This window comes from Streptomyces sp. NPDC036815, assembly GCF_055609205.1.
Window position 1 is genome coordinate 725,016 of sequence record NZ_JBVJPW010000001.1, and the last position, 18,189, is coordinate 743,204.

General features: G+C 73.5%; 10 protein-coding genes. 6 read left to right on the forward strand and 4 right to left on the reverse strand.

Annotated features, from left to right (window positions below):
* The first annotated feature begins 19 nt into the window (after window positions 1-19).
* Window positions 20-853, forward strand: a complete 834-nt coding sequence (locus ACZ69I_RS03210) for a PIG-L family deacetylase (RefSeq protein WP_470830316.1) — start codon at window positions 20-22, stop codon at window positions 851-853.
* A gap of 109 nt (window positions 854-962) precedes the next feature.
* The gene (locus tag ACZ69I_RS03215; protein ID WP_470830317.1) at window positions 963-2,708 is read left to right on the forward strand and encodes a chitinase; all 1,746 of its coding nucleotides are present in this window, start codon (window positions 963-965) and stop codon (window positions 2,706-2,708) included.
* Between the two features lie 154 nt (window positions 2,709-2,862).
* On the opposite strand, the gene ACZ69I_RS03220 is transcribed toward ACZ69I_RS03215, so the two are convergent.
* Window positions 2,863-3,081 (reverse strand): response regulator transcription factor, encoded by a 219-nt coding sequence (locus ACZ69I_RS03220; protein ID WP_467668588.1) that lies wholly within the window; start codon window positions 3,079-3,081, stop codon window positions 2,863-2,865.
* A gap of 260 nt (window positions 3,082-3,341) precedes the next feature.
* Between ACZ69I_RS03220 and ACZ69I_RS03225 the strand changes: the two genes are divergently transcribed.
* From ACZ69I_RS03225 to ACZ69I_RS03240, 4 genes are all read left to right on the forward strand, one after another.
* Window positions 3,342-4,610, forward strand: coding sequence for an MFS transporter (locus tag ACZ69I_RS03225; protein WP_470830318.1), 1,269 nt, complete (start codon window positions 3,342-3,344; stop codon window positions 4,608-4,610).
* Window positions 4,607-7,918, forward strand: coding sequence for a type I polyketide synthase (locus ACZ69I_RS03230; protein WP_470830319.1), 3,312 nt, complete (start codon window positions 4,607-4,609; stop codon window positions 7,916-7,918). Before ACZ69I_RS03225 ends, ACZ69I_RS03230 begins: the two co-directional genes overlap by 4 nt.
* Window positions 7,915-15,258 carry a MupA/Atu3671 family FMN-dependent luciferase-like monooxygenase gene (locus ACZ69I_RS03235; RefSeq protein WP_470830320.1) on the forward strand — a complete coding sequence of 2,448 codons (7,344 nt, stop codon included), beginning with the start codon at window positions 7,915-7,917 and terminating at the stop codon, window positions 15,256-15,258. Before ACZ69I_RS03230 ends, ACZ69I_RS03235 begins: the two co-directional genes overlap by 4 nt.
* Before the next feature lie 112 nt (window positions 15,259-15,370).
* A complete protein-coding gene (locus ACZ69I_RS03240; RefSeq protein WP_470830321.1) occupies window positions 15,371-16,303 on the forward strand; it encodes an aminoglycoside phosphotransferase family protein in 933 nt (310 codons plus the stop codon).
* Between the two features lie 19 nt (window positions 16,304-16,322).
* Here the strand turns inward: ACZ69I_RS03240 and ACZ69I_RS03245 are convergent, their stop codons facing one another.
* The 3 genes from ACZ69I_RS03245 to ACZ69I_RS03255 form a co-directional block, all read right to left on the reverse strand.
* Window positions 16,323-17,090 carry an SAM-dependent methyltransferase gene (locus ACZ69I_RS03245; protein ID WP_467668578.1) on the reverse strand — a complete coding sequence of 256 codons (768 nt, stop codon included), beginning with the start codon at window positions 17,088-17,090 and terminating at the stop codon, window positions 16,323-16,325.
* A gap of 19 nt (window positions 17,091-17,109) precedes the next feature.
* Complete coding sequence (locus ACZ69I_RS03250) at window positions 17,110-17,469, reverse strand: MazG-like family protein (RefSeq protein ID WP_467668576.1); 360 nt, start codon at window positions 17,467-17,469, stop codon at window positions 17,110-17,112.
* 66 nt (window positions 17,470-17,535) lie between these two features.
* Complete coding sequence (locus ACZ69I_RS03255) at window positions 17,536-18,078, reverse strand: DoxX family protein (protein ID WP_470830322.1); 543 nt, start codon at window positions 18,076-18,078, stop codon at window positions 17,536-17,538.
* Window positions 18,079-18,189 lie beyond the last annotated feature (111 nt).

Sequence of the window (18,189 nt, forward strand, 5' to 3'; positions counted from 1 at the left end):
ACCACCGAAGGACTGTTTCATGACTGAACGACCCTTGACGCTCATGGCCGTGCACGCCCACCCCGACGACGAGGCCACCGGAACCGGCGGCATCCTCGCGCGGTACGCGGCGGAGGGCATCCGCACGGTTCTCGTGACGTGTACCGACGGCGGTTGCGGTGACGGGCCGGGGGGTGTCAAGCCGGAGGACCCCGCGCACGACCCCGTGGCCGTCGCCGCGATGCGGAGTGCGGAACTCCGGGCGAGCTGCGACGTCCTGAAGATCAGCGATCTGGAGACGCTGGACTACGCCGACTCCGGGATGATCGGCTGGCCGAGCAACGAGGCCCCGGGATCCTTCTGGCAGACCCCCGTGGAGGAAGGCGCCGCCCGGCTCGCGGAGCTCATGCTGCACTACCGCCCCGACGTGGTCGTCACCTATGACGAGAACGGCTTCTACGGGCACCCCGACCACATCCAGGCCCACCGGATCACGATGGCGGCGGTGGAGAGGAGCGGGCTGACGCCGAAGGTGTACTGGACGACGATGCCCCGTTCGATGATGGCGCGGTTCGGGGAGGTCATGCGCGAGTTCAACGAGGACATGCCGGAGCCGGATCCCGCGGAGGCCGAGGCCATGGCCAAGATCGGCCTCCCGGACGACGAGATCAGCACGTGGGTGGACACCACCGCGTTCAGCGGCCAGAAGTTCGACGCGCTCGCCGCGCACGCCAGCCAGGGCGAGAACATCTTCTTCCTTCGGATGGGCAAGGAGCGGTTCGGCGAACTGATGGGCGTGGAGACCTTCGTACGGGTTCAGGACCCCACCGGCGCGCCCCTGCCGGAGACCGACCTTTTCGCCGGACTGCGCTGATCAAGTTGTCCAGGTCTTGACAACTTGATTGGTCTGGACCAACGATGCGCACAGGAGCGGTGGCCACCGTCGTTCACTCCCGTCCTTCACCCCTTCCTGGAGGTGCCCCGTGGACCGTGTACGTCAGGGCAGACCCGGCTTCCGCCGGAGAGCCGGCGCGGCCATCGCCGTCGGCGCGGCCGCGGCGCTCGCCGTCACCGCGCTCGCCGCACCCGCGCAGTCGGCGGACGTCCGAGCCGCAGGCGTCAGGGCCGACGCCGCAGCCGACGTCAACGTCGCCAAGAACGCCGGCTTCGAGTCGGACCTGAGCAACTGGACCTGCGCCGCGAACAGTGGTGCCGCCGTCACGTCCCCCGTGCACGGCGGCGCCAAGGCGCTCAAGGCCACCCCGTCGGGCCAGGGCACCGCCGAGTGTTCACAGGTCGTCGCGGTGAAGCCCAACTCCACGTACAAGCTGAGCAGTTGGGTGCAGGGCAGCTACGTCTACCTCGGCGCCCGCGGCACCGGCACCACCGACGTGTCGACGTGGACGCCGGGCAACTCGGCCTGGCAGCAGCTCTCCACCACCTTCACCACCGGCGCGAACACCACGTCGGTCACCGTGTACACGCACGGCTGGTACGGACAGAGCGCGTACTACGCCGACGACGTGAGCGCCTTCGGTCCTGACGGGGGCGGCGGCACCGACCCGGTCGAGATACCGGCCGTGCCGGGCGGCCTCGCGGCGGGCGCGACGACGTCCACGTCCGTGGAGCTGTCCTGGACCCCGGTGTCCACGGCCACCGCGTACACCGTCTACCGCGACGGCACCAAGGTCGCCTCGACCAGCGGCGCCGCCACGACGGTCACCGGCCTCACGCCGGAGACCTCGTACAGCTTCCAGGTGAGCGCGTCGAACGCGGCGGGCGAGTCCGCCAAGTCGGCCGCGGTGACCGCGCGGACCGGGAAGGGCGGCGGCGGGGACGGCGGCACCGTGCCCAAGCACGCGCTGACCGGCTACTGGCAGAACTTCAACAACGGCGCCACCGTGCAGAAGCTGCGGGACGTGTCGTCGCAGTACGACATCATCGCCGTCTCCTTCGCCGACGCCACCACCACCCAGGGCCAGATCACGTTCAACCTGGACCCGGCCGTCGGCTACTCCTCCACGGCCGACTTCAAGGCGGACATCGCCGCGAAGCACGCCGCGGGGAAGTCGGTGATCCTCTCGGTCGGCGGCGAGAAGGGCACCATCTCGGTCAACAGCGACGCCTCGGCGACGGCGTTCGCGAACAGTGCCTACGCGCTCATGCAGGAGTACGGGTTCGACGGCGTCGACATCGACCTGGAGAACGGTCTCAACCCCACCTACATGACGAAGGCGCTGCGCCAGCTCGCCGCGAAGGCGGGTCCGAAGCTGGTGCTCACGATGGCGCCGCAGACCATCGACATGCAGTCCACGTCCGGCGGCTACTTCCAGACGGCGCTGAACGTGAAGGACATCCTCACGGTCGTCAACATGCAGTACTACAACAGCGGTTCGATGCTCGGCTGCGACGGCAAGGTCTACAGCCAGGGCACCGTGGACTTCCTGACCGCGCTCGCCTGCATCCAGCTGGAGGGCGGCCTCGACCCGTCGCAGGTCGGCATCGGCGTCCCGGCGTCGACGCGCGGCGCGGGCAGCGGCTACGTGGCTCCGTCGGTCGTGAACAACGCCCTCGACTGCCTCACCCGCGGTACCGGCTGCGGCTCCTTCAAGCCGTCGAAGACGTATCCGGCGCTGCGCGGCGCCATGACGTGGTCGACGAACTGGGACGCGACGGCGGGCGGCACGTGGTCGAACACGGTCGGCCCGAAGGTGCACAGCCTTCCGTAGCGACTCCCGGAAAGGGCCCGTTACTTGGTCGTGTGCGTGGGGTAGACCTGGACGTCGGTGCAGGCGCCCTTGATCTGCCCCGCGCCCGCGGGCCACGGCAGGCTCACGCTGTGGGTCTCGTTCGGGGCTGCCCTCGCCGGAGCCCGCCTTCGTGCTAACAGTCCTCGCTGCGGCTCAGCTGGATCAGGTGGGCCACGGTGGGTGCCGTGCGTTTGGTGCGGATCCGGCGCAGGTAGGTGCTCACCGTGTGCACGCTGATGCCCAGCCGTCTGGCGACCTGCTTGTGTGAGAGGCCTGCCGCGATGTGGGCCAGCACCTGGCGTTCCCTGTGGGACAACGCCGGTGCGTTCTGCGGGCGGCTGTTTCCTGGCATCTTCCCTCCGGGAGGGACTGTCAACACGTACGACGGCTGTAGCCGCAACGTGATCTAACCACGGTCGTGAAGAAACAGGAAGGAATCCCCGCATACCCAGGGGGAATGTGCAGCTACTGAGTGCAACTGGTGGTGTCAAGTCCCCAATTCGGGGGACTGTGGGCGCGCTTCGGGGCGGGTGAGTGTGAAGACGGTCTCGGCTGAGCACAGCCGTGCACGACCCGTACGGCAGCAGCCCGGCGCGGACCAGGGGGGATCGGTTGCGGCACTTTCGCCTGCTGGTGGTGGGCAACGCCGTATCGGCATACGGCAGTTACCTGAACATGGTCGCCCTCAACGTCTTCGTCTACGAGGTGACCGACAGCGCCCTCGCCGCCGGACTCTTCATGGCCGTACGGCTGTTGACCAGTGTCGCGTCCGGCTTCGTGAGCGGGCGGCTGGTCTCGGCGTACGACCGCAAGAGGTTGATGGTCGGTGCCGATCTGACGCAGTGCGCCGCCATGACAGCCCTGCTGATCGCTCCCGACGCGGGGCGGGCGGGGCTCCTGTACGCGCTGGCCGTCGTGACCGGCTTCTGCTCGACCCTGTCGGGCGTCGCGCTGCGCAGCAGCATCCCTGAGATCGTCGGGGGCGAGCTGCGGCTGCGCGCCAACTCACTGCTCGCGACCGGCCGTTCCCTTGCCATGATCGCCGGATTCGCCTCCGCGGGCGTCGTGGTCGCACAACTGGGCTACGTAGCCGCCATCTCCCTGGACGCCGCCAGCTTCGCGGTCTCGGCGAGCGTGCTGCTCTCGCTGCCCATCCGTACGCGGGCGGCCAGGAGTGACGCCGGGGCGGCGCAGAGCAGTGTGAAACGGGACGGGCGGGGCGGCTCGCTCCTGCTGTTGCGGGCCGCCCCCGTCCTCGCCCTCATGGTCGCGCTCAGGGCCGCCGACGGACTGGGCTCCTCGTCCCACAACGTGGCGCTGCCGGTCTACTCCAGCGACCTCGACCCCTCCCATCCGGCCACGTTCGTCAGCCAGTTCTGGGCCACCTGGGCCATCGGCAATATCGTCATGCAGCAGGTGTGCGGGCGGTGGGCCGGACGCGGCGGGCGGCAGGGGCCGGGGGAACGGGCCTTCGCGGTCGGGGCCTGCGTGATGTCCGCCGCGTTCATCGTGGTCTTCGCCGGGCTGCCCACGGGCGTCGCGGTCGCCGCCGCGCTGGTGGCGGGCATGGCCGACGGGCTCACCGAGATCGCCTACGTCACCCGCCTCCAGGCCGCCCCCGACGAGCAGCGCGGCAGGCTCTTCGGGCTCTCCGCGTCGGTCGAGAACACCGGGTTCGGCCTCGGGATGCTCGTCAGCGGCGCCCTCCTGGACCGCTTCTCGCCCCTCCAAGTCGTGGGCGCGCTGCACGGGTCGGCGATCGCGCTCTGCCTGGGCCTGTTCGTCGTCCTGGTGCGTCACCAAGGGCGGGAGGGCGGGAGCCGGGACCGCCGTCCGAGTCGGGACCGGAGCGGGAGCGAGAGCGGGAGTGAAGTGCGGTGAACGACGCAGTCCGTGATGCCGTGGCCGTCGTGGGGATGTCCTTCCGGCTCCCCGGCTCCGACACGCCGGAGGAGTTCTGGCGCACGATCCACGAAGGCGCCGACCGCATCCGCCGCTTCACCGACGCCGAACTCGCCGCCGCCGGGGTGCCCGAAGAGGAGTACCGCGCCGAGGAGTTCGTCGGGGCGAGCGGGGTCCTCGACGACATCGCCGGGTTCGATGCCGGTTTCTTCGGGATGAGCGCGCACGAGGCCCGGATCACCGATCCGCAGCACCGCCTGTTCCTGGAGTGCGTGCACCACGCCCTGGAGGACGCCGGATACGCGGGCGGCGGGAACGGGGAGCCGACGGTGGTGGATGTCGGAGGCCGGGGCGGCGGCCGGGACGTCGGCGTGTACGCCAGCACCGGCTACCACCTCTACTCCCTGCAGACCTACCTCCAGAACAACGTCCTGCGCGGCGGCATCGCGGACTGGGTCGCCGGGCTCCAGGTCACCATCGGCAACTTCGCCGACTTCACCGCCAACCGCGCCGCCTACCGCCTCGGCCTGACGGGCCCGGCCGTCAACGTCCAGACGGCGTGCTCCAGTTCGCTCACGGCGGTCCATCTCGCCGCGCAGTCGGTCGCGGCCGGCGAGTGCGACCTCGCCGTCGCGGGGGCCACCGCCCTCCATGTGCCGCAGGTGCTCGGATACCGGTACGTCAAGGGCTCCATCCTCTCCAGGAGCGGCTTCCTGCGGCCGTTCGACGCCGACGCCGACGGCACGGTCGGCGGCACCGGCGTCGTGGCGGTGGTGCTCAAGCGCCTCGACCGGGCCGTCGCCGACGGCGACCACATCCACGGCGTCATCCGTGGCTGGGGCGTCAACAACGACGGCGCGGACAAGAAGGCGTTCACCGCCCCCAGCCCGGCGGGCCAGCGGGGCGCGATCCGCCGCGCCCTGGAGCGGGCGGGCGTCGACGCGGGAACCGTCGGCTATCTGGAGACGCACGGGACCGGCACGTTCAAGGGCGACCCGATCGAGTTCGAGGGCGCCACCGCCGCGTTCCGCGCCGACACCGACCGCACGGGCTTCTGCGCGCTCGGCTCGGTGAAGGCCAACATCGGTCACCTCGACGTGTGTTCGGGCCTGGCGGGCCTGGTCAAGGCGCTGCTCGTGCTGCGGCACGGCGTCATCCCGCCGATGGCCAACTTCCGCCGCCCCAACCCGGCCCTGGACCTCGCGTCCAGCCCCTTCTACATACCCGACTCCCCCCGCCCCTGGCCGCGCGGCGACGGCCCGAGGCGGGCCTGCGTCAGCTCCTTCGGCGTCGGCGGCACCAACGTCCACCTCGTACTGGAACAGGCCCCCGAACCCCCGCCGCGCCCGGCCGGCACCCCGCCGCCCGCGGGCGTCCTGGTCGTCTCGGGCCACACCGGGGCGGCCCTCACCGACAACGCCACGGCCCTGCGCGACCACCTGCGCGCGCACCCCGGCACCCACCCCGCCGACCTCGTGACCACGCTGGCCCTCGGCCGCGCCCACCGCGGACACCGGCTCGCGGTACGGGGCGACACCGTGGCCGCGCTCACCGCGGCTCTGGACGACTGGCTGCGGCGACCACCGCCCCCGGCGGCAGGCGGCACCGGCACCGGCTTCCTCTTCACCGGGCAGGGCAGCCTCCACCGGGGCGCGGCGCGCGTCCTCTACGAGCGGATTCCCGTCGTACGCGAGGTTCTGGACGCCTGCGAGCGGCAGTTCACCGGGCTCACCGGCGGGCCCGGCCTGCTGGCGCCGCTGCTCGGCACCGGGGACGGGGCCGCGGGGGAGCGGGCCGGGGAGCAGGTGGCGGACACCGAGGTCGCGCAGCCCGCGCTCTTCGCGCTCCAGTGCGCGCTCGTCGCCCTGTGGCGCGAGGCCGGGATCGCCCCGCGCGTGGTGGCCGGGCACAGCGTCGGCGAGTACGGCGCGCTGCACGCGGCGGGGGCGCTGAGCGCCGAGGACGGGCTGCGCCTGACGGCCGGGCGCGGCAGGCTGATGCGGCTGCGGTGCGCGCCGGGCGCGATGGTCGCGGTCCCGCTGCGCGAGCGCGAGGCGCGGAAGCTGGCCGCCGAGGTGCCCGGCGTGGCGCTCGCCGTCACGAACGGCGAGCTCAGCCAGGTGCTCGCGGGCCCGGCCGCCGCCATGAAGGACCTGAGGGGTCTGCTGGCCGAGCGGGGCGTCCACGCGCGGGAGCTGCCGGTGCGGCAGGCCTTCCACACCGCGCTGATGGAACCGGCCGTCGACGGGCTCCGGGAGCTGGTGGCCGACGTCGGCCTGCGCCCGTGCACGGTGCCGTTCGTGAGCGGCCTCGACGGGCGCACCCGTCCGGCGGGCTGGGTCCCGGACGCCGACTACCTCGTACGGCAGGCGCGTGAACCGGTGCGCTTCGCGGACGTACTGCGGGAGTTGGGGTCTTCGTACGACGGCGTGGGCGCGCTGGTGGAGATCGGCCCGCACACGACGCTGAGCGGACTCGCCCGCCGGGAGCTGCCGGACCGGGCGGCGCACCCGACGCTGCGGCGCGGCGCCGGGCTCGCGCCGCTGTGGGACGCGGCCGCCGGTCTTTACCGGGCCGGTGCGCCGGTCGACTGGCGGATGCTCATGGGCGGGGCGGGCCGCAGGATTCCCCTGCCCGGCTACCGATTCCAGCACAAGGACTACTGGACAGGGCCGGAGAACCACCTTCCCCGGCCCGCGACACCCGTACGAGCGGCAAGGGATGGGGCGGAAGTGGCACAGGACGAGGCAGCGGTCGAGCGCGTGCTCCAGCACATCATCAAGGTCACCGCGAAGCACCTCAGCTACGACACGAGCGAGATAGCCGAGGACGCGTCCTTCTTCGACCTGGGGGCGGACTCGCTGCAGATGATCGGCGTGCTCCGGGAACTGGAGGAGGAGCACCGGGTCAAGGTGTCGATGCGGGAGCTCTTCGAGGAGGCGGGGTCGGCGAAGGGGCTTGCGCTGATCATCGTGCGGAAGACGGGGGGCGGGGAGAAGACGGGGGGCGGGGAGACGGAGCCGGTGGTGACGCCGCCCGTGACGGAGCCCGCGCCCGTCCCGGCCGCCGCCGCGCCCGTCCCGGCCCCGGCCGTCGCCGCGCCCGTGATCACCCCGGCCCCGGCCGTCGCCGCCTCCGCCGAGTACGCCACTCGCCGAGAGGTGGACGACCTCGTGCGCCAGGTCCACCAGCTCTCCCAGATGCAGCTCCAACTCATGGGGCAGCTCTCCCAGTTGCTGGCCGCGCAGACCGCGCACGTGGCCGCCGACGGCAAGGCGGGCCGGTGACCGGGACCGCATCCGCCGACCGCTCCGCCTCCGCGGCGGTCGACGAGACCCTCGCCGCGATGACCGAGCTCGCGGCACGCATCGCACAGCAGATGGGCGCCGCACCGGCCCCGGCCCCGGAGCCCGTCGACGCGCCGCCCGCGCCCCGGCCCGCCCAGCACGGCCCCCGCCTGGAGGTCGCCCGCGGCTCAGGGATGCTGCGCGGCGACGCGCCGGCGAGCCAGCGCACCCACCTCGACGACCTCGTGCGGCGCTACACCGCCAAGACACCCACCTCGAAGCGCATCACCCAGCGCTACCGCCGCGTGCTCGCCGACAGCAGGGCGGCGGTCGGCTTCCGCAGCAGTACGAAGGAGATGCTGTACCCCATCGCGGGGCGGCGGGCGCGCGGCTCGTGGCTGGAGGACGTCGACGGCAACCGCTACGTCGACATCACCATGGGCTTCGGCGTCCTGCTCTTCGGCCACGAGCCCGCCTTCGTCACCGAGGCGGTCCGCGAGCACCTCTCGCGCGGCATCCAGCTCGGCCCGCGCACCGTGGAGACCGGCGAGGCCGCGGAGCTGCTCGCCGAGCTGACCGGCATGGAGCGGGTCGCCTTCGCCAATTCCGGTACGGAGGCGAACTCCGCGGCCATCCGGCTCGCCCGCGCCGCCACGGGCCGCTCCCGCATCATCACGTTCGAGGGCTCCTACCACGGCCACAACGACAACGTCCTCGGCCGCTCCCCGCGCACCGGCGGCGACGGCCTCACCACCGTCCCGATGTCCGCGGGCGTCCCGCCGGGCGCCGTCGCCGACCTGCTCGTCCTGCCGTACGGCAGCGAGGAGAGCCTCGCCGTCATCGAGCGGCAGGCGGGCGACATCGCGGCGGTCGTGGTGGAGCCGGTGCAGAGCCGCCATCCGTCGCTCCGGCCCGCCGACTTCGTACGGCGGCTGCGCGAGCTGACCCGGCGGCACGGCATCGTGCTGCTCTTCGACGAGATGCTGACCGGCTTCCGGCCCGCGCCGCGCGGTGCCCAGGAGCTCTACGGCGTCACGCCCGACCTGGCCACGTACGGCAAGCTGCTCGGCGGCGGGTTCCCCATCGGGGCCGTCGCGGGCCGGGCCGACATCATGGACGGCATCGACGGCGGCCACTGGAGCTACGGGGACGACAGCTACCCGGCGGCCGACACGACGTTCTTCGGCGGCACCTACATCCAGCACCCGGTGTCGATGGTCGCCACCCGCGCCGTGCTCTCCCACCTCAAGGAGCACAGCCCGCGGCTCCAGGAGCGCCTGAACGCCCGCACGGACGAGCTCGCCGCCACCCTCAACGCCTTCTTCGAGGACGAGGGTTTCGCCCTGCGCATGAGCCACTTCGGCTCGATGTTCCGCTTCGAGCACCGCGCGGACCTGGAGCTGCTCTACCACCACCTCATGCTGCGCGGCGTCCACGTCTGGGAGTGGCGCAACTTCTTCCTGTCCACCGAACACTCCGACGGGGACCTGGAGTTCATCGCGGACGCGGTGAAGGACTCGCTGCGTGAGCTGCGCGCGGCGGGGTTCTCCATCGGCGGGCCGAAGGCGCCGTCGAGGGCTCCGGTGCAGGCTCCGGTGCAGGCCATGGCATGGAACGGTGCGGCGGCGGTCGCCGCACGGACCGAGCCGAAGCGTGAGCCGAGGCGCGGGCCGAAGCGTGAGCCGAGGCGCGGGCCGCAGCGTGAACCGGAGAGCCGCCGACCCGCCCGACAGGGCCCCCGCACCCTCGACTTCGGCGTCTACTTCTTCGGGGACTATCCGCAGGACGACTCCGCGCCCCGCCACGGCAAGTACGACCACCTCCTGGAGACCGCCCGTTTCGCCGACCGCAACGGCTTCCACTCCCTGTGGATCCCCGAACGGCACTTCCACTCCTTCGGCGGCCTGTTCCCCAACCCCGTGGTGCTCGCCGCCGCCCTCGCCCGCGAGACCGACCGCATCCGCATCAACGCGGGCTCCGTGGTGCTGCCCCTGCACGACCCGATCCGCGTCGCCGAAGAGTGGTCGATGGTCGACAACCTCTCCGGGGGCCGGATCGGCATCGGCTGCGCGAGCGGCTGGCACGCCAATGACTTCGTCTTCTTCCCCGAGCGCTTCGGCTCCCACAAGGAGACGATGTACGAACAGGTGGCGCAGGTACGGCAGTTGTGGCGCGGCGAGCCCGTGCGCCGCACCACCGGCAACGGCGAGAGCGACCTGCGGCTTTTCCCCCGGCCCGTCCAGGACGCCCCGCCGATGTACACGGCCGTCGTCGGCAACCCGGCCTCGTACGAACTGGCCGCACGCCACGACCTGGGCATCGTCACCAACCTCATGACCCAGAGCGTCGAGCAGCTGCACGAGAACGTCGCGCTCTACCGGCGCACCCGCGCCGCCTGCGGCCTCGACCCGGACGCGGGGCACGTGGCCGTGCTGCTGCACACCTACCTCGCCGAGGACCACGCGGCGGCCCGCGACGAGGCCCGCGAGCCGTTGGCGCGGTACATGCGCTCGTCCCTGTCCCTGTTCGGGAACGTCGCCAACAGCCTGGGCCACCGGGTCGACCTGTCGGCGATGACCGAGGACGACCTGGACGTGGTCTTCCGCCGCGCCTACGACCGCTACTGCGACCAGCGGGCCCTCATCGGCAGCCCCGAGAGCGTACGGGCCGTGGCGGACGCGGTGCACGCGGCGGGCGCCGACGAGATCGTCGGCCTCGTCGACTTCGGCATCGCGCCCGACGCCCTGCGGGAGGGCCTGGTCCACTTCGACGGCCTGCGCCGGGGGTACGCGACGCCCGCGGGGAGCCCACCCGGTCCGGCGCCGGAACCGGGGACTGTGGCGGTCACCGGGGGCGGCGGAGAGCCGCTCTCTCCCGGCCAGCAGCGCGTCTGGTTCCTGGAGCGGATGCTGCCCGGCCGCACCGCCTACAACGAGACCAAGGCCATCGAGTTCGCGGGCCCGCTGGACGTCACCGCCCTGCGGTCCGCGCTCGACGCCCTGGTCGCGCGGCACGATCAGCTGCGTACCGTCTTCCGGGAAGTCGGCGGCGAGGCACGGCAGTTCACGCTCCCCGCGAGCGGAGCGGACTTCGAGGTCGTCGACGGCGCGCGGGTCGGTGATCCCGTCGCCGACGTCCTCGGCGCCGAGAGTGAGCGCCGCTTCGATCTGGCGGAAGGCCCGCTCTTCGTCGCGCGCCTCGTCCGGCTCGGCGACCAGCGGCACGTCCTCGTCCTGTCCCTGCACCACATCGTGATGGACGCGGCCTCGGCCGCCGTGCTCGCCCGCGACGTGTCCGCCCTCTACCGCGAGCGCCTCGCGGGCGGACGGGCCGCGGACCTGCCCGCCCTCACCCGCACGTACGCCGACCACGCCCGCGGGCAGCTCGACGCGCTCGGCGGCCCGAAGGCGGCCGAGGACCTCGCGTACTGGAAGAAGGCGCTCGACGGGGACCTGCCGGTCCTCGCGCTCCCCACCGACCGGCCCAGACCTCCGGTGCCGACGTCCCGCGGCCGCGCCCTGTTCCGCAAGCTCGACACCGAACTCTCGCGGCGGGTCCGGGAGTTCGGCCGGGCCCGGCGTGCCACCCTCTTCATGACCCTGCTCGCCGGCTACGCGGCCGCGCTGCACCGCGTCACCGGCCAGGACGACCTCGTCATCGGCACTCCGATGTCCGACCGCACGCCCGAGTACGAGGACGTGGTCGGCTTCTTCGTCAACACCCTGGCGCTGCGCCTCGACCTCTCCGGCGACCCGGACTTCGGCACGCTCCTCGACCGGGTGCGCGGAGTGGCCCTGGACGCGTACGACCACGCCGACGTGCCGTTCGAGGCCGTCGTGCGGGAGCTGGCGCCGCCGCGTGCGCTCGACCGGACGCCCGTCTTCCAGACGCTCGCCGAGTTCGAGCCGGACGACCCGTTCCGCTTCGACCTGCCCGGGGTGCGGGCGACCCCGCTCGACTCGGGACCCGACAAGGCGCTGACGGACCTCGGCGTGTACTTCACGGACCGGCCCGACGGCATCCGCTGCCACCTGGAGTACTCCACCGACCTCTTCGACGAGGCGACGGTCGACGCGCTCTTCGGGACGTTCCGTGACGTGCTCGCGGAGGCGGTGGGCATCGGGGTGCCCGGCGCGGAGCCGCAGGAGTGGCGCCGTGGTCCGGTCCGGCAGCGCACCCGCAGCACGGTCGACTCCCTGGCGTCGCGCTGGGCCGAGGTCGCCCCGCACCGCGTGGCGGTGATCAGCGGTGAAGTGACCCTTTCCTACGGCGAGTTGGTCGCGCGGGCGGAGCGCCTCGCGGGCGCGTTGCGGGCCGCCGACGCGGGCGGCGCCCCGGTCGCCCTGTGGCTGCCGCGCGGCGCCGACCTGATCGTCGCCATGCTCGCCGCCCTCAAGTCGGGGCACGGGTATGTGGCGTTGGACCCGGGCCAGGGCAGGGCGCGGGCCGAGGCGATCCTCGCGGAGAGCGGGGCCCGGCTCCTGGTCGTGGACGGCGCCGAACGCGAGGACGCGCGGCCGAAGCCGCCGGACGGGACCACCGTGATCGGCGTGGGCGTCGGCGTCGGCGCCGACGCCGCACGTGCCGTACCCCCCGTATCCGCTGGGGCCACGCCGTCCCACGGACCCGAATCCCTCTGCCTCGCCGTCTACACCTCCGGGAGCACCGGCGCCCCCAAGGGCGTCGCGATCCCGCACCGGGCCGTCGTGGACCTCTGCCAGTGGCACCACGCACGCTTCGGGTTCACGGCGGAGGACCGGGGCGCCGCCGTCTGCAGCCAGGGCTTCGACGCCTCGGCGCTGGAGATCTGGGCCGTCCTGACCGCGGGCGCCACGGTCGTCGTGGCCGACGACGCCACCCGCAGGGACCCGGCCGTGCTGGCCCGCTGGTACGCGGAGCACGGGATCACCTTCTCCATCCTGCCGACCGCGCTCGGCGAGGCGGTCCTCGCCCTGCCGGACGACCGGCAGCCCCCGCTGCGGCACCTGCTCCTGGGCGGCGACGTCCTGCGCACCCGGCCGCGCCCCGGCACCCCGTACGAGACGGTGAACGTGTACGGCCCCACCGAGGTGACGGTGCTCTGCACGACCTGGACGGTGGAGCCCGGCGCCGCCGACGCCCCGATCCCGATCGGCCGCCCCGTCGACAACGTCACGCTGCGGATCCTGGACGGGCACGGCCGCGAGGTGCCCGCCGGTGAGGTGGGGGAGCTGCACGTCGGCGGCCCCGGCGTGGCCACCGGCTACCTGGGCAGGCCGGACCTGACCGCGGAGCGCTTCGTCGACGACCCGATGGGCACCGACGGCGTGCTGTACCGGACCGGTGACCTGGTGCGCAGGGACGCGGCGGGCGCGCTGGAGTTCCGCGGCAGGACCGACGACCAGGTGAAGGTACGGGGCTACCGCGTCGAGCCCGAGGAGGTCTCGCGGGCCCTCAACGGCCTGGCGGAGGTCGGCGAGGCGGTCGTCCTGCCCCGCCGCGACCGGCGGGGCGGGGCGGGGCTCGTCGCCCACGTCGTGCCCGCGCTTCCCGGGGCACCCGGGCAGGAGCTGGCGGACCGGCTGACGGCTGAGCTCGCGGGGCTGCTGCCCGACCACATGGTGCCGCGCGCCTGGGCCGTGCTGCCCCGCCTCCCGCTGTCCGGCAACGGCAAACTGGACCGGACCGCGCTGCCCGCCCCCACCCTGATCACCTCACCCACCTCGCCCGCCGCACCCTCCGAGCGGCCGCGCCCCGCGCGCGACGGTATCGAGGCGCGCCTGAAGCGGCTGTGGGCCGAGGAGTTCGAGGCGGACGTGGCGGCGATCGCCTCCGACGCGTCCTTCTTCGAGCTGGGCGGTCACTCCCTGACGGCGATCCGGCTGGCGAACGGCGTGCGGGAGGAGTTCGGCACGGAGTACCCCGTGGCCCGCTTCTACGAGGAGCCCACGCTGCGGGCGATGGCGGCGTACGTCGCGGGAGACCTCGGCGAGGGCGCGGTCGAGGACGAGGATGAGGGCGGGGGTGAGGGCGAGGGCGGACAGGGCGCGACGCACGTCGTCGGCCGTGCCCCCGTCACCGTCCAGCAGGCCGCCTTCATCACCCGCCACGGCACGCACCCCCGCCCGCAGATCTACAACGTGGCGATGCGGCTCACCCTGACGGGTGCCCTGGACGTACCGGCCCTGCGCGCGGCGCTGACCGGACTCGTCGCCCGGCACGAGGCCCTGCGCACCCGCTTCGTCGAGGACGACGGCCAGTGGTGGCAGGAGGCGCTGCGCCCCCGGCCGGTGGAGCTGCCGGAGGAGGACCTCGTCGCGCGCCACGGTTCGGCGCGGGCGGCGCAGGAGGCGGCGGAGCGGGCGGCCGCGGACACCGCCGGGGTCCCGTTCGACATCGAGGCCGAACTCGCCCCGGTGCTCCGCCTGTTGCGCACAGGACCGGACCGCTGGGTGCTGCTCTTCGTCCTGCACCACGCGGCCTGCGACGGCTGGTCGGTCAGCCTCCTGTTCCGGGAGCTGGCCGCGCTGTACCGCGCGGCGGTCACCGGGGCCCCGCACGGTCTGCCGGAACGCGTTCCGCAGCCGGGCGAGTACGCGCGCTGGCAGCGCGAGCAGAGCCGCACGCAGGACACGGGCCGCCTGGTCGACTACTGGGCCCGCGAGTTGGACGGCGCCCCCTTCGGGATGCCGCTGCCGCTGGACAGGCCGCGCCCGGACGAGCTGAGCGGGGCCGGTGACGTGGTGCTGTTCACGGTGGACCGGGCCGCGCGCGCCGATGTGGAGACGCTGGCGCGACGGCACCGTACGACGCCGTTCGTGGTGACGGCGGCGGCGTTCGCGCGGCTCGTCGCGGAGGCGGGGGGCGAGCCGGACGTCGTGCTCGGCATCTCCCACGCCAACCGGGAACGGCGCGCGTTCGAGGCGCTCGCGGCCTGCACGGTCTCGTCGTTCACGCTACGGGTACGGGGCGGCGCCGCCGCGTCGTTCGGGGCGCTCGTGGACCAGGTGGCGCGCAGTGCGGTCGGGGCCCTAGACCACGCGGCGCCGCTGCGCGCGGTGGCGGCGGAGGTGAGCGAGGCCCTCGGCACCGAGATCCCGGACCGGCTGCCGCTCGGCTTCCAGTACCAGAGTTCACTGGAGACGGAGGTCGACCTGCCGGGCGTGACGACGGCGGTCGAGGACCTCGCGGTGCCGGGCGCCCGCTCGGAGTTCAACTTCGGACTGATCCCGACGGGCGACGTGCTCTCCGGCTACCTGGAGTACTCGACCGACCTGTGGGACCGCGCCACGGTCGAGGCCTGGACGGCCGCGTACGTGGAGCTGCTCGCGCGGGAGGTGGGGGAGGCGCTGGGGCGGTAGCGGAGGGGAGTGGGGAGGGCGGCGCCCCGGCGAGTCCGGAGCGCCGCCCTCCCCACGCTCCACGCCGGAAACCCTTCGCCACGCCCCGCCGACGGCGGCTACGGTGCCGGTCATGCTGCCCGAGGTGAACACGGACGAAGAGTGGGACCGCGTCGTCGGCGACGAGACGGTCGTGCGGCCCGCGGCCGAGGACCTGTGTGCTCGGCTCGGGCTCGCCGGCGCGCCCCTGACCCGCTACCCGGAAGGGTCCCAGCCGGTCTACGCCGTCGGCGACGAGCACGTCCTGAAGCTCTTCCCCGGCGCGGCGGCCCAGGATGGCATCGCCGAGGCCCGCGTGCTGAGCCACCTCGAGGGCCGCCTTCCCGTCCCCACGCCCCGGGTGCACGGCTCGGGAACGTACGAGAGCGGCTGGCGCTACGTCCTGATGTCCCGCCTGCCCGGCGAGGACCTCGCCGCCGCCTGGCCCCGTATCCCGCGCGCCGACCGGGAGCGCATCGTCACCGACGCCGCCGAGGCCCTTGCCGCGCTGCACGCGCTCGACCCCGAACCGCTCGCGGACGTCCTCGGCCCCGGCGACTGGGACGCGTTCCTCGCGCGGCAGCGCGCGGGCGCGGTCGACCGGCAGCGCGAGCGCGGCCTCGCGGAGCACTGGCTGGCGCAGATCCCCGGCTTCCTGGCCGCCGTCCCCCTGCCCGAAGCCGAAGGACGCCACCAACCCGCCCTGCTGCACACCGAGTTCATGCGCCAGCACCTGACCGTCGACCCGGACGACGGCTGGCGGCTCACCGGGCTCCTCGACTTCGAGCCCGCCATGATCGGCGACCCCGCGTACGACTTCGTGGGCGTCGGCCTCTTCGTCACGCGCGCCGAGCCGGGGCTCATGGACCTCTTCACGAAGGCGTACGGCAGGTCGTTCGAGCCGCGCCACCTCCTCGCGTACACACTGCTCCACGTGTACGGCAACCTGTCCCGGTACCTGCGGGAGCTGCCCGCTCCGCCCGAGCCGACCCTCGACGCGCTCGCCGAGGCGTGGTTCGGGCGGTAGGCGAGCCGACCCGGTTGCCTCAGCCGACCGGCACCAGCGTCAGATAGGCGATCCCGAGCACCCCGCGGTAGCCGTGCAGCCAGGACGCGCGCTGGGCGTCGACGCGGGTGCGGGTCTCGGCGGCCAAGGGGTGGTCGGGGTGTGTGGCCAGCCACTCCTCGACGTCGGAGCGGTAGCCCGACTCGAACTCCTCCCACTCCTCGGCGCTCGCCGTCTCCACCCACAGCGGGCGGAACCCCGCCCCGACGGCGGCGTCCACCAGGTCGCCGAGGGAGAGGTGCTCACCGGCGTCGGCGTCCGGCCACATCGCGGCGAGTTCCTTCGCGGTGGGTTCGCGCTGCCAGAAGCCCTCGCCGAGCAGGACGCGGCCGCCCGGCTCGACCAGGCGGCGCAGCACGTGCAGCGCCTCGACGGTCGCCCCGGGCGGCGCCGCGGAGCTGAGGGCGTGGCTGGAGCTGAGGCACAGGACGAGGTCGGCGGGGCCGCGCGCGGTGCCCGTCGCCGACTCCTCGGCGAAGACGACCCGGTCGCCGAGACCGCGCTCCTGCGCGGCGGTCCGCCCGCGCTCCAGGTCCTCGGCCTTGAGGTCGACGCCGACGCCGGTGGCCTCGGGGGCGGCTTCGAGGACGCGGAGCATCAACTCGCCCCAGCCGCAGCCGAGGTCGAGCACGGTACGAGGGCCGGCCGCCGTGAGACGTTCCACGAGTCCGGCCGCCCGGGTCTCGGAGAGGGGGCCGTGGAAGGTGAGGCGGGTGAGGCGCGGGGGTTGATCAGAGGCAGTGGTCATATGCGGTGACGCTAGGACCTCAAGGGGCGGGCGGCAAAGGAATTCCGGCGCGCTCGTCGAGGCGGCGCAGGTGCGTGGCCAGAACGTCCCGCGCGTCCGGGGTGAGCGTGCGCAGGGCGACCATGGCCGTGACGACGACGTCGCAGAGCTCGGCCTGAACGTCGTCCCAGGTGTGGGTGGTGCCCTTGCGCGGGTTCTGTCCCGTGGCGCCGATGACCGCCTGCGCGACCTCGCCGACCTCCTCCGACAGCTTCAACACCCGCAGGAGCAGGGCCTCTTGGGGTGCGCGGCGGTTGTGGGAATCGAGCCACGCGTAGAGGCGGTCGACGGTGTCCCACGGGTCCTGGCCCGTACGCGGCGTGCCCTGCTGATCGTCCATGGTGCGCAGCTTGTCACGGGGGTGCGACATCACCGGCGTACGGCAGGGGCGTGCGCCGGGCCCGGGCTAGGCATCCGTCGCGCCCTCGTCCGCCGCGCGGACGTTCTTCTTCCGCGCCCCCAGCGTCGCGAGCACCCCGACGGCCGTTCCCGCGAGCGCGGCGGGCACCATCCAGCCTCGGTTGAGCCAGTGGCCGAGCGCGTGGTCGGCGGAGTAGCGGCCGGGCCCCGTGACGGCGAGGGCAGCGGCGACCATGCCGAGGAACGCCGGGTACTCGTAGCCGCCGCCCTGGCTGAAGAAGCCGTTCGGCGTGTGCACGGCAGCGGCGCCGGCCATCGCGCCCGCCGCCGCCGAGCCCGCGGCGGGCGTCGCGAGGCCGAGGGCGAGCAGCGCGCCGCCGCCCGCCTCGGCGACCCCGGCCACGGTGGCGTTCAGCCTGCCGGGCGCGTAGCCGACGGATTCCATGAAGGCGCCGGTGTCCTCGATGCCGCCGCCGCCGAACCAGCCGAACAGCTTCTGGGCGCCGTGCGCGACGAGCACCCCGCCGGTTCCCGCGCGCAGCAGGAGCAGTCCGAGGTCACGTCGGTCCAGGCACGAGCAGGTGGTCATGGGGAACTCCCGGTTCGGCCCCTGGGCGGGGTGCGGCTGTGTCCGCCTCCACCGTCCACCGGACCCGCCCCCGCCACCCGGCTCGCGGGGCCGTCCGGGTGACCCGCGGGG

Coding starts and splice junctions, on each gene's coding strand:
- ACZ69I_RS03250 (WP_467668576.1), bottom strand. CDS start 17,469: ATGGACGATCAGCAGGGCACGCCGCGTACGGGCCAGGACCCGTGGGAC.
- ACZ69I_RS03245 (WP_467668578.1), bottom strand. CDS start 17,090: ATGACCACTGCCTCTGATCAACCCCCGCGCCTCACCCGCCTCACCTTC.
- ACZ69I_RS03220 (WP_467668588.1), bottom strand. CDS start 3,081: ATGCCAGGAAACAGCCGCCCGCAGAACGCACCGGCGTTGTCCCACAGG.
- ACZ69I_RS03255 (WP_470830322.1), bottom strand. CDS start 18,078: ATGACCACCTGCTCGTGCCTGGACCGACGTGACCTCGGACTGCTCCTG.
- ACZ69I_RS03240 (WP_470830321.1), top strand. CDS start 15,371: ATGCTGCCCGAGGTGAACACGGACGAAGAGTGGGACCGCGTCGTCGGC.
- ACZ69I_RS03210 (WP_470830316.1), top strand. CDS start 20: ATGACTGAACGACCCTTGACGCTCATGGCCGTGCACGCCCACCCCGAC.